Consider the following 11554-nt stretch of genomic DNA (forward strand, 5'->3'; position numbering starts at 1 on the left):
CAGCTGCTATTGCCCAGGCCGGCTTCAAAGGCAAGTGACTGATATTAAATGTGTGTGTCGGTATGGTTACGAAATCGCCGCTTTGGCGAAACCGTTGAATATATGCCGCTTGAGAGGGGTTATAGAAACTGTTTCCACAGAGTTATCCACAGGCTCTGTGTATTTCTTCGCTTTCGCGTTTCCGCTCAATCGTTTAGCACGATTACTTCAGGAATCGCCTGCTCTACGCGGCGGGTTATACACAGTGTCAACCCGCTTGTCGTCGGGGGAGCAGTTTGTTATGCCGACCAGAGTCACTGCTGATCGGTTTGTATCCGTTTGATAATAAAAGATAAATTCTTCGGGTGACAAAAAACGTCCGATGCCCCGCCATGGGCTTTATGCGATGGCTCTGCGCTTCCCCAATTTGTCCACGGACTTATCCACAGGCTAGGTCGGCCAGGGAACGCGCCGGACGGTGCTCGTCATGCGGCCGTTGCAGTCGAGCTGGATATGCCGGTAGCCCGGGGCGCGGGCTGCGTCTTCGGCAAAATCGCAAGAGCCGGGGGCAAACTGTCGCATCGTGCTCGGGGTGATCAGGCAGGCACGTCCGGCAAACGCCAGTTCCGCGGCTTGATGCGCATGGCCACAGACAAGCGCGTTCACTTGTGAATGACGGGCGATGACGTCTTCCAGCGCATCGCGATCGCGCAGGCCGATCGCATCGATCCAGGCGGCGCCTACGTCGACCGGCGGATGGTGCAGGCATACCAGGGTGGATGCGGTATTGGCGTGCAGCCAGCCGTCCAGTCGCTCGATCTGGGCGTGGCCGAGCATGCCGGCGTCGCTGCCCTGGATATGGCTGTCGAGCGCGATCAGTTGCCAGCCGCCGAGCTCGAGTCGGTCATGCACCACGGCGTGCTTGAGCATGCGCGCCATACGGGCCGGGTCGTCATGGTTGCCGGCCATGGCCAGCACCGGACAGGACAGGCACGCGAGTGTGGCATCGAGGCGTGCATAGCCGTGCTCGCTTTCGTCATCGACCAGGTCGCCGCCGAGAATGATCGCATCGGGCCGGGGCGTTTCGGCGAGCGCGCCAGCGAGCACCTGTTGGAACGCCCGTTCGACCGGCCAGCCGTGCAGGTTCGCCTCCGGGTCGGCGAGCAGGTGCAGATCGGTCAGATGAAGGAGTTGATATGTAGCGGGCATCGATTTTTCTGGTCTGGGGGTATGCTGCCATGTGGCACAGTGCAGGCCACGACTGCAACGACAACGAGCGACCCAAAGCGCCCGATGATGGATACGGAACTGCTTTCTTACCTGCGCAACGTCAGCCTGCGCGAAACAGCGGTCATGACGGCCAACCGCCACGAGACCGCGCAGTCGGCCGACGCCAACCTGCAGATCAATCCCGAGCAGGGTCAGCTTATCGCCCTGTTGCTACGCCTGGCAGGCGCGCGGCGCGGTATCGAGATAGGCGTATATGCGGGCTATTCGAGCCTGTCGATTGCCCATAGTCTGCCCGACAACGGCCACCTGCTGGCCTGCGACAACGATCCCGACATCACCGAACGTGCCCGGCGCGACTGGGCCCGGGCGGGCGTGGCCGATATCGTCGAGCTGCGTATCGGGCCGGCGCTTGAGACCCTCGATGCCGAAATCGCGGCCGGCATGGCAGGCGCCTACGATTTCATGTTCATCGATGCCGACAAGGCCGACTATATCGACTACTACGAGCGTGCGCTGGCGCTGGTGGATGCGGGCGGGCTGATCATCGCCGACAATACGTTATGGCACGGGCGCGTGATCGATGCCGCTGACGACAGCACCGATACCCAGGCGATTCGGGCGTTCAATCGGCACCTGCACGCCGACGACCGGATCGACATGAGCCTGGTGCCCATCGGCGACGGTTTGACCGTGGCGCGCAAGCGATGAGCAAACGAATAGGCGACTGCAGCGCGGCCGAGCGCAATAAAGAGCCCATATTCGATGCGCTGCTCGAGCATCTCGCCAACGCGCGCGAGGTGCTCGAGGTTGGCGCAGGCGATGCCACGCATGCCCGCTATGCGCTCGAACGCCTCCCGCACTGTGTGTGGCAAACCAGCGAAGCCCCGGGCCATCATCGGCGTCTGGTGGCCGCGCTGGCCGATAGCGCCGACCACAGGCTGCCACGGCCGCTGGCGTTGGATGTGCGCGCGGCCTGGCCGCGAGGGCCGTACGACGCCGTGTTCGGCGCGAACGTGGCCCACATCATGGATTGGGCCGCGGTCGAAGCGCTGTTCGCAGGGGCGGCGACGGTACTGCGACCCGCCGGGCGCCTATGTCTTTACGGCCCGTTTCTGCGCCGGGGTGAAACGCCCCGGCCCGGAAACGCGACTTTCGATGCCGCGCTACGCGATCGAGACCCGGCCATGGGATTGCGCGAGATCGAGGCGCTCAACGCGCTCGCGCAACAGCAAGGCCTGGTGGCGCTCGACGATATCGCCATGCCCAGCGACAACCGCCTGCTGATCTGGCAGAAAAGCGGCGACCGCAGTTTTTGATTCGGCATCGCAGCGGCTGTCCATGTCAGCCGCTTGCAGCCACCCGCCGCCCGTGGCGAAAGCGCGTAAGCGTGCGCCGAAGCCCTTGCTCGGCCCGGGCATTATCTGTTTCGTGCCGGGGCAAAAAGCGCCGCTAGTTGACCCGGTTGCGAATCTCGCCGTCCAGAAAGGCCTGAATGTTGGCGGTCACGCCTTCGAGCATACGCTGGCGCGCGCCGCGGCTGCCCCAGGCGCTATGCGGGGTCACGATCAGGTTCGGAATAGCGGGATCCAGCAGAGGATGATCGGCCGGCGGCGGCTCCTGATCGAGCACGTCCAGTGCCGCGCCGCCGATCTCGCCGTCCTTGAGTGCGGCAATCAACGCCGCGCTGTCGACGATCGCCCCGCGGGCGGTATTGATCAGGAACGCGGTGTTTTTCATCCGTGCCAGGGCATCGGCATCGATGAGGTGGCGGGTGTCGTCGGTTAACGGGCAGTGCAGGCTGATCATGTCCGAGCGCTCGAGCAGCTCGTCGACCGCCACCCGGCCGTCGCGGATGCTTGTTGCCCCCGGTCGTTCGCCAACCAGCACGCTCATCCCGAAGGCCTCGGCGAGGCGGCCGACCGCCTGGCCGAGTTCGCCGTGGCCGATCAGGCCCAGCGTCTGGCCCGCGAGCTCTTCGATCGGATAGTCGAGCAGGCAGAAAAATTCGCTGGCCGCCCAGTCGCCGCGCTTGACCGCCGTGTCGTAGCTGGCCCAGCGGGTGGCGTGGGCAAGCATTAGCGCCAGCACATGCTGGGAAACGGCCGGGGTCGCATAGCCGGTGACGTTGACTACGGCAATGCCGCAGCGTGCCGCAGCGTCGACATCCACGTTGTTGAAGCCGGTCGCGGCAACGCAGACCAGCTTGAGCTTGTCGGCGTTCTCGAGAGTGTCTGCGTCGAGTACCACCTTGTTGGTGACCACGATATCCGCTCCGGCGACCCGTTCGGCCACCTGTTCACGCGTGGTGTTGTGGTGACACTGCCAATCGTCAACGGCGCCGGTCAGCGCGTCCCAGTCGAGCCCGTCGCCCATCGAGCCGACATCCAGAAAACAGCCTCGCATGGTAATTCCTTCTTAATTATCGATATATATGAGCGATAGCCTAACCGACGAACCGTCTATGCGTGGTACGGGTAGCGATTTTTCTCGGACAACATAGACTTGTTGTGAGTAAAATGCGGTTTTATACCTAACGTGTAAGATGCATGGGTTCGCGCTTTGTGGCGCGACTGTTCCCTATCGGGTTCTCAACCAAGGCTGAAGAATCACATGATCCGCAGGACAGAACAGCAAGATGAATCTCTGGGCAAGCATCTGCCTCAGACCTGCCCATCCGTGGAAGCGCTGGAATATGAACTCGCCTTTCTGGTGCGTCGCCTCGAAGCCGCGCGCCGGCGTTTCAATTTCGGTCTAGAGCGCGCTCACTATCTGTTGTTGATCCTGCTGGAACGCAAGGACCGACAGTCGGTGGGCGCTCTGGCCGAGCAGGTGAACCTGGATGCGTCGACGGTCACGCGTCAGGTCGCGGCGATGAAGCAGGCTGGACTGGTCGACAAGCTCGACAACCCCGACGACCGTCGCGGCGGCTTCGTGACCATCACCGAAGCCGGACGCGATGCCGCCGCGCGCGTGCGTGATCGCCGCCTGGAGCGCGTGGAAAAAGGTTTCGACGATTGGTCGGAAGCCGAGCGCGCCGAGTTCGCACGGCTGACCGCCCGCTTCAACGACGCCATGCGGGACGCGCTCAACGAAGCCTGATCGACCCGATCAGCTTCGCGGCTGCCCCGCGAAGGTGACTGCTTCAACCGGTTTCGACGATCCGGCCTGCCGGTAACGGCAGGCCGAGGTCGTGCCATAGATCGATCGTTGGCTGGGCCTTGTTGAGGCTGTAGAAATGCAGCCCCGGTGCGCCGCCGGCCAGCAGCTGTTCGCACATGCGTGCCACCACCTCGCGTCCAAAAGCCTGGACCGCGGTCTGGTCGTCGCCGTAGCCCTCCATCTTCTGGCGTATCCAGCGCGGGATATCGGCCCCGCACATGGCCGAGAAGCGCGATACCTGGCCGAAGTCGGTGATCGGCATGATGCCGGGCACGATCGGGATATCCACGCCCTGAGCGGCGACCTCTTCTACGAAATTGAAATAGGCGTCGGCGTTGTAAAAATACTGGGTCATCGCCGAATCCGCGCCGGCGCGTACCTTGCGCACGAAGTTCTCGATGTCGGCAGCGGGCGAGGGCGCCTGCGGATGGTATTCCGGATAGCAGCCGACCTCGATATGGAAATCGTCGCCGTGACGCTGCTTGATATGGGCGACCAGTTCGTTGGCATAGCTGAACACGCCGGGCTCGTCCATGCCCTTCGGCAGATCGCCGCGCAGAGCAACAATACGATCGACCCCGGCCGCCTTGTAGCTGTCGAGCAGCTCGTTAATCGACTCTTTCGTGCCTTCGATACAGGACAGGTGCGGGGCCGCGGCGATACCGGTGGCCTTCATCGTTGCGGCCACGGTTTCGAGGGTGCCCGAGCGGGTGGTGCCGCCGGCGCCGAAGGTCACCGAAAAGAAATCCGGGCCAAGAGTCGCCAGCCGGGCACGTGCCTTGTCCAGCCGTGCGGCACCTTTCGGCCCCTTGGGCGGAAAGAATTCGATACTGAAAGAGTTCTGCGATACGTGCGTCATGCCGATACGTCCACTGTCGGTGCGTCGATCCCTCGACCGGCTGCTGCGGCGTGTTTGCCGTGACATGAAAAGACCCGGCCCGCGTGGTCGGCGGGCCGGGTCTGCTCAGGGCCCGGTTTATTGGGTCGCTAGCGTTTTAGTAGCGGTAGTGATCCGGCTTGAACGGGCCTTCGGCCGGTACGCCTAGATAGTCCGCCTGTTCCTGGGTCAGCTTGGTGAGCTTGGCGTTCACGCGCGCCAGATGCAGGGCAGCGACCTTCTCGTCCAGATGCTTGGGCAGCACATAGACCTTGTTTTCGTAGCGTTCGGGATGCTTCCAGAGCTCGATCTGGGCCAGCACCTGGTTGGTGAACGAGTTCGACATCACGTAGCTCGGATGGCCGGTGGCACAGCCGAGGTTCACCAGACGGCCTTCGGCCAGCAGGATGATCTTCTTGCCGTCGGGGAAGGTGATGTGGTCGACCTGCGGCTTGATCTCTTCCCACTCGTACTGTTCGAGCGATGCCACGTCGATCTCGTTGTCGAAGTGACCGATGTTGCACACGATCGCCTCGTTCTTCATCCGCTTGAGATGATCGTGGTTGATCACGTGGTAGTTGCCGGTGGCGGTCACGAAGATGTCGGCCTGTTCGACCACGCCCGGGTCTTCCATATCCACCACGCGCAGGCCTTCCATGGCCGCCTGCAGGGCGTTGATCGGGTCGATTTCGGTCACGCAGACGGTCGCGCCCAGGCCGCGCAGCGACTGGACGCTGCCCTTGCCGACGTCGCCGTAGCCACAGACGATGGCGACCTTGCCGGCGATCATCACGTCGGTGGCCCGCTTGATACCGTCCACCAACGATTCACGACAGCCGTATAGGTTGTCGAACTTGGACTTGGTCACCGAGTCGTTGACGTTGATCGCCGGGAAGGTCAGGCCGCCTTCCTTGGCCAGATGATAGAGACGATGCACGCCGGTGGTGGTTTCTTCGGAAACGCCGGTGATTGCCTTGCCGAGCTTGGTATAGAAGTCCGGCTGTTCGGCCAGGCGCTTCTTCATCACCTTGAACAGGGCTTTTTCCTCGTTCGAGGTCGGGTTGTCGAGCAGCGACGGGTCCTGCGTGGCCTTCACGCCGAAGGTGGCCAGCGTGGTGGCATCGCCACCGTCGTCGAGGATCAGGTTGGGCAGGCCGCCGTCGTGCCAATCCATGATGGCGTGGCAGTACTCCCAGTATTCCTCGGCCGATTCGCCCTTGAACGCATACACCGGCACGCCGGATTCGGCGATCGCGGCGGCGGCGTGATCCTGGGTCGAAAACACGTTACAGGAGGCCCAGCGCACTTCCGCGCCGAGGGCGACCAGCGTTTCGATCAGCACCGCGGTCTGAATGGTCATGTGCAGCGAGCCGGCAATACGCGCACCCTTGAGCGGCTGCGATTCGCCGAATTCTTCGCGCAGGGCCACCAGGCCCGGCATTTCGGTTTCGGCGATCTCGATTTCGCGCCGGCCCCAGGGGGCCAGCGAAATATCGGCGACGACGTAGTCCTGGTCGATCTTTTCTGCGGGGGTGCTCATGTTCGTTTCCTGTTAAGTCGGGGGAGTCGTCGAGCCGGCGCGTGCTGCCACGCGTTGAACGGCCCGACCTTGGGTTGTCGGGTTTACGCCGCCTGCAGGCCGGCGTCCTTGGCCAGGGCTTCGGCCTTGTCGGTGCGCTCCCAGGGCAGGTCGATGTCCGAGCGGCCGAAGTGGCCATAGGCTGCGGTGGGCGCATAGATCGGGCGCTGCAGGTCGAGCATGGTGAGAATGCCGTAGGGGCGCAGGTCGAAGTGCTCGCGGATGAGCTGGGTCAGGCGTTCGTCCTCGACCTTGCCGGTGCCGAAGGTTTCGACCCAGATGGAGGTCGGTTCGGCCACGCCGATGGCATAGGAAACCGCCACTTCGCATTTGGAAGCCAAGCCGGCCTTGACCACGTTCTTGGCCACATAGCGGGCCGCGTAGGCCGCGCTGCGGTCGACCTTGGACGGGTCCTTGCCCGAAAAGGCGCCGCCGCCATGCCGGGCCATGCCGCCATAGGTGTCGACGATGATCTTGCGCCCGGTCAGGCCGGCATCGCCCAGCGGGCCGCCCACTTCGAACTTGCCGGTCGGGTTGATATGAATGGTCGGGTTGTCGGTGAGCCATTCGCCGATCACCGGCTTGATGATCTGTTCGTGGACCGCTTCTTTCAGGTCGGCCTGCGAGATGCTCGGGTCGTGCTGGGTGGAGAGCACGACGGCGTTGATCGCGACCGGCTTGCCGTCTTCGTATTCGAAGGTCACCTGCGATTTCGCATCCGGACGCAGCCAGTCGAGTTCGCCGGATTTCATCAATTCGGACTGGCGCCGGGCCAGGCGGTGCGCATAGGTGATCGGGGCCGGCATGAGCACATCGGTTTCGTCGCAGGCATAGCCGAACATCAGGCCCTGGTCGCCGGCACCCTGTTCTTTCGGGTCGCCGCGGTCCACACCCTGGTTGATATCGGCCGACTGCTCGCCGAGCACGTTCATGACCGCACAGCTGTCGGCATCGAAGCCCATCTCGGAGCTGGTGTAGCCAATGCTGCGCACGGTGTCGCGCACGATCTTTTCGACCGGCACGTTGACGTTTTTCTTCTCGTCGGTCTTGATCTCGCCGAACACCATCACGAGCCCGGTTTTGGTCGCGGTTTCGCAGGCCACGCGCGCGCTCGGATCCTGGGCCAGGTAGGCGTCGAGGATCGCGTCCGAGACCTGATCGGCCAGTTTGTCGGGATGGCCGCCCGTGACGGACTCTGAGGTGAACAGGTATCGGCTCATAAGACGTTATCTCTCTATCCGGATGAACGGATGAAAGTATACGCAAGCGTTATTGCGGTTTCCACGACAAATCGACGATCAGCGTAGCGCGTCGCCGATGTTCGGCCGTTGTCATGGTGGGCGTGTGGCAACCCGGCTTCCACCGATGAATTGCTTGTTTGAAAAAATGCTTTCACGGCGTGCGCTTGCGCGCGATCGGCCGTGGGGCTGCCCAGCGCTCGAAGCGTTGGCTGAAAACGGTGTTTTGGCTCGTGGTGGGATATAGGCAGGCTCGGGATGTGGCGACATCGCAAGGTGCGGCGTTGCGGGCCGCGGTCGCTAAGGTTAATGTGACATCGATTGATGTCAGAATAAACAGGTCGTTGCAACGGCCAGCGGGAGCAGCATGTTTCGATCCAAGCGACTTTCCGACGGCGCCCATGCCGTGATCACCGGGGCCGGTAGCGGTATCGGTCAGGCCTTTGCAGTAGCGCTGGCGGCCCGCGGCGGTGCGGTGGTGTGTTCCGATATCGATGCCGCACTGGCCGAGGCCACCGTCGCCCAGATCGAGGCGGCGGGCGGGCGTGCGCTGGCCACGGTCTGCGACGTCACCCGACTCAGCGACGTCGAAAAACTTGCCGACACCGCGATCGACTGGTTCGACGGCCGGCCCGATCTGGTCATCAACAATGCTGGCGTGGGCGCCGGCGGGGATGCGATCGGCGACATGTCCATGGACGACTGGCGCTGGGTGCTCGACATCAACATGTGGGGCGTGATCCACGGCTGTCACGTATTTGCTCCGATCCTGCGCGAAGCCGGCCAGGGCGGCATCATCAACGTGGCTTCCACTGCCAGCTTTGCCGCCGCGCCGCGCATGGGCGCCTATAACGCGAGCAAGGCCGCGGTACTGGCGGTGACCGAAACCCTGGCCGCCGAACTCGCGGATACGCCGATTCGCGTGACCGCGCTATGCCCGACGTTCGTACAGACCAACATCATGAAGGCGGGCCGGATCAGCGCGTCTTCGTCGAAGATCGCCGACAACCTGATGCGCTGGGGCGGGGTGTCGGCAGAAAGCGTCGTTAAGAGCGCGCTGGCCGGACTCGACCGCGGCCAGCTCTATGTGCTGCCGCAGTTGGATGCGCGTGTCGTATGGCGGCTCAAACGACTGTTGCCGACCGGCTATACAAAAGGCCTGGGTTTCATCAATCGTTTCACCGCGCAGGATCCGTCGGCCACGACCGCCCGCGACTGAGCGCGTGCCGATACGTCGGCGACGCCTGGCAGGCGGTGCCGCATTGCCCGCTGCGCGACGCCGGGCGTTGCCCATGCGTTCAAGGCTTCGCGATCGCCCGCCAGAGCATGTCGAACAGCACGTTGACCTGGTCGGTCAGCGGCGGCTCCTGCTGGCGCAGGCTCTGCATCTGGATCAGGCGCGCGAGTACGCCGTAGAAATAGTCGAGCAGAATGGTCTCGCTGACCTGGTCGTTGAGAATGCCGCGTTCGCGGCCTTCGGCGAGCACTTCGAGGAACAGGTTGGTCAGCCGCCGCTGCTGGTCTGTGACGTCGCGCCGCATCGCGCCCGGATAGACCGAGCCCAGAATCATGCGTGCGACCTTCGGATGCTGTTCGAAGAAGTCGAGCACCACCCAGAACACCTTTCGCAGCCGGTCCTTGTAGGTCTCGATACCGACGAGGTGATCGGTCATGCGCGCAGCCAGCGCATTCGCCCAATTCAGCACGCAGGCATCGAGCAGGGCCTGTTTGTCGCCGTAGTGGCGATAGATGGTCTGCAGCGAGGCGCGTGCCGCACGCGCGATTTCGTCGAGGCGCACTTCATGAAACGCGCGATCGGCGAACAGATCGAGCGCAGCCTGCTCGATCCGAGCCCGGGCGGCAGCGGTCGCGGGTTGCTTCCGGCTTGGTGGTGACGACGTGGAATCGCTCATGAGCGCTGCATTTTCAGGGTGTACACGAGATTACGCAAGTACGCCTGACAGAATAGAAAGTGAAAGTTTTGTTGACATCGGCTGATGACAAAGACTAACTGTATAACGTGAATGGTGCTATCGAGAGGTGGTGCCAGAGTGTAAATAAAATTACATGCATAGCTTCTTTGCACACGGAACAGTTCGATGACAGACGACAGGACACAGAGCGCCGCCGGGCCGAAGGCTGCATCAAAATCGGCGAAATCGGCGAAATCGGTGAAATCGGCGCGCGGCCTACGCGGCGCCAGCGGTCGTATTGCCATCGTGGCTGGTGTGCGAACGCCGTTTGCACGGATCGCGACCGCGTTTCGTGATCTGGACGCGGTGGATCTGGGCGCGATGGCAGCGGCTGAAGTGCTGGCTCGTACCGGGCTGGCGGCCAGCGAAGTCGAACAGGCGATTTTCGGCATGACGATCATGAAGCCGGAAGCGCCGTTCATTGCCCGTGAAATCGTGCTCGCGTCGGGTATGGATCCGCGTACCGATGCCTATTCCATCACCCGTGCCTGTGCGACCAGTTTTCAGACCGCCGCCAGCGGCGCCGAGGCCATCGCACTCGGCCATGCGAACGTGGTGATGACCGGCGGCACCGATTCCACCTCCGATATTTCGGTGCCGCTGTCCAAGCGTTTGGCCGATGCGTTGCGCGATGCGTCGCAGGCGAAGAGCAACGGCGAGCGCCTGCGTATTCTGTCGCGGCTGCGCCCGAAGGATCTCATTCCGCGCAAGCCCTCGATTACCGAGTATTCGACCGGCAAGACCATGGGCGAATCCGCCGAGCAGATGGCCAAGACCTGGGGCGTGACCCGTGCCGAGCAGGACGACCTGGCCCATGCGTCGCACAGCAACGCGGCGGCGGCATTGGCGGACGGTCGCCTCGACGCACAGCGCATGACCGCATTCGTAGCCGCGAACGGCAAAACGGTGCCGATCAGCGAGGACAACCTGGTACGAACGAACAGCGAGCGGTCCGGCTACGACCGGCTCAAGCCGATATTCGACCGGGCCAACGGCAGCGTGACCGCGGCCAACTCCAGCCCGCTGACCGACGGCGCGGCGGCGATGCTTCTGATGAGCGAAGAGCGGGCCAAGGCGCTCGGCTACGAGCCGCTGGCCTATATCCGCAGCTATGCGTTCGCTGCGAAAACGCCCGAGCTCGATCTGTTGATGGGCCCGGTACTGGCCGCGCCGCTGGCCCTCGAGCGGGCCGGGGTGTCGCTATCCGACCTCACGCTCATCGATATGCACGAAGCCTTTGCCGCGCAGGTAGAGGCCAACATCCGCGGCATGGAATCCAAGACCTATCTCAAGGACATGACCGGGCGCGGGCCGCTGGGCACGATCGATCGCGACATCCTCAACGTGAACGGCGGCTCGATTGCCTTTGGCCATCCGTTCGGCGCCACCGGCGCGCGCATCCTCATTCAGACCGCGCACGAGCTCAAACGTCGCGGCGGCGGGCTGGCGCTGACTACCGCCTGTGCGGCCGGCGGCATCGGTGCCGCGATGATTCTGGAACGCGACTGAGCGGCCCATC

At 63.2% G+C, this 11554-nt stretch carries 11 protein-coding genes; 5 read left to right on the forward strand and 6 right to left on the reverse strand.

From position 1 onward, the window contains the following. Positions 1-429: 429 nt before the first annotated feature. Entirely contained in the window at positions 430-1188 is a 759-nt protein-coding gene (locus tag C84B14_RS05060) for a metallophosphoesterase (protein WP_353222332.1), read from the reverse strand. A gap of 87 nt (positions 1189-1275) precedes the next feature. Here C84B14_RS05060 and C84B14_RS05065 point away from each other — a divergent pair, with 87 nt between their 5' ends. Beyond that, positions 1276-1917 carry an O-methyltransferase gene (locus tag C84B14_RS05065; protein WP_502949891.1) on the forward strand — a complete coding sequence of 214 codons (642 nt, stop codon included), beginning with the start codon at positions 1276-1278 and terminating at the stop codon, positions 1915-1917. Next, complete coding sequence (locus tag C84B14_RS05070; RefSeq protein WP_353222336.1) at positions 1914-2525, forward strand: DUF938 domain-containing protein; 612 nt, start codon at positions 1914-1916, stop codon at positions 2523-2525. The genes C84B14_RS05065 and C84B14_RS05070 overlap by 4 nt, the downstream gene beginning before the upstream one ends. A 133-nt stretch (positions 2526-2658) precedes the next feature. On the opposite strand, the gene C84B14_RS05075 is transcribed toward C84B14_RS05070, so the two are convergent. Beyond that, a complete protein-coding gene (locus C84B14_RS05075) occupies positions 2659-3612 on the reverse strand; it encodes a 2-hydroxyacid dehydrogenase (RefSeq protein WP_353222338.1) in 954 nt (317 codons plus the stop codon). Between the two features lie 207 nt (positions 3613-3819). On the opposite strand from C84B14_RS05075, the gene C84B14_RS05080 reads away from it, so the two are divergent. Then, a complete protein-coding gene (locus C84B14_RS05080; RefSeq protein ID WP_293627394.1) occupies positions 3820-4308 on the forward strand; it encodes a MarR family winged helix-turn-helix transcriptional regulator in 489 nt (162 codons plus the stop codon). Positions 4309-4351: 43 nt separating this feature from the next. On the opposite strand, the gene metF is transcribed toward C84B14_RS05080, so the two are convergent. The 3 genes from metF to metK all read right to left on the reverse strand — a co-directional run bounded on the left by metF (position 4352) and on the right by metK (position 8044). Next, positions 4352-5227: a methylenetetrahydrofolate reductase [NAD(P)H] gene (gene metF / locus C84B14_RS05085; protein ID WP_293627393.1), complete on the reverse strand. Its 876-nt coding sequence runs from the start codon at positions 5225-5227 to the stop codon at positions 4352-4354. A gap of 136 nt (positions 5228-5363) precedes the next feature. Then, entirely contained in the window at positions 5364-6785 is a 1422-nt protein-coding gene (gene ahcY, locus C84B14_RS05090; protein WP_293627392.1) for an adenosylhomocysteinase, read from the reverse strand. Between the two features lie 83 nt (positions 6786-6868). Then, the gene (gene metK, locus C84B14_RS05095; protein WP_293627391.1) at positions 6869-8044 is read right to left on the reverse strand and encodes a methionine adenosyltransferase; all 1176 of its coding nucleotides are present in this window, start codon (positions 8042-8044) and stop codon (positions 6869-6871) included. A gap of 385 nt (positions 8045-8429) precedes the next feature. Between metK and C84B14_RS05100 the strand changes: the two genes are divergently transcribed. Further along, positions 8430-9281 carry an SDR family NAD(P)-dependent oxidoreductase gene (locus tag C84B14_RS05100; RefSeq protein WP_353222341.1) on the forward strand — a complete coding sequence of 284 codons (852 nt, stop codon included), beginning with the start codon at positions 8430-8432 and terminating at the stop codon, positions 9279-9281. A gap of 79 nt (positions 9282-9360) precedes the next feature. Here C84B14_RS05100 and C84B14_RS05105 read toward each other — a convergent pair whose 3' ends face one another. Continuing rightward, on the reverse strand, positions 9361-9975 hold the full coding sequence (locus C84B14_RS05105; RefSeq protein WP_353222343.1) for a TetR/AcrR family transcriptional regulator: 615 nt from the start codon (positions 9973-9975) through the stop codon (positions 9361-9363). Between the two features lie 258 nt (positions 9976-10233). Between C84B14_RS05105 and fadI the strand changes: the two genes are divergently transcribed. Then, complete coding sequence (gene fadI / locus C84B14_RS05110) at positions 10234-11544, forward strand: acetyl-CoA C-acyltransferase FadI (RefSeq protein WP_353222345.1); 1311 nt, start codon at positions 10234-10236, stop codon at positions 11542-11544. The last annotated feature ends 10 nt before the right edge of the window (positions 11545-11554 follow it).

The organism is Salinisphaera sp. C84B14 (assembly GCF_040361435.1).
Classification (GTDB): domain Bacteria; phylum Pseudomonadota; class Gammaproteobacteria; order Nevskiales; family Salinisphaeraceae; genus Salinisphaera.

Bases quoted from the DNA above. Each gene is read 5' to 3' on its own strand.
- C84B14_RS05080 (WP_293627394.1), top strand. From the start codon at position 3,820: ATGATCCGCAGGACAGAACAGCAAGATGAATCTCTGGGCAAGCATCTG.
- metF (WP_293627393.1), bottom strand. From the start codon at position 5,227: ATGACGCACGTATCGCAGAACTCTTTCAGTATCGAATTCTTTCCGCCC.
- C84B14_RS05100 (WP_353222341.1), top strand. From the start codon at position 8,430: ATGTTTCGATCCAAGCGACTTTCCGACGGCGCCCATGCCGTGATCACC.
- C84B14_RS05070 (WP_353222336.1), top strand. From the start codon at position 1,914: ATGAGCAAACGAATAGGCGACTGCAGCGCGGCCGAGCGCAATAAAGAG.
- C84B14_RS05075 (WP_353222338.1), bottom strand. From the start codon at position 3,612: ATGCGAGGCTGTTTTCTGGATGTCGGCTCGATGGGCGACGGGCTCGAC.
- C84B14_RS05060 (WP_353222332.1), bottom strand. From the start codon at position 1,188: ATGCCCGCTACATATCAACTCCTTCATCTGACCGATCTGCACCTGCTC.
- ahcY (WP_293627392.1), bottom strand. From the start codon at position 6,785: ATGAGCACCCCCGCAGAAAAGATCGACCAGGACTACGTCGTCGCCGAT.
- C84B14_RS05065 (WP_502949891.1), top strand. From the start codon at position 1,276: ATGGATACGGAACTGCTTTCTTACCTGCGCAACGTCAGCCTGCGCGAA.
- C84B14_RS05105 (WP_353222343.1), bottom strand. From the start codon at position 9,975: ATGAGCGATTCCACGTCGTCACCACCAAGCCGGAAGCAACCCGCGACC.
- metK (WP_293627391.1), bottom strand. From the start codon at position 8,044: ATGAGCCGATACCTGTTCACCTCAGAGTCCGTCACGGGCGGCCATCCC.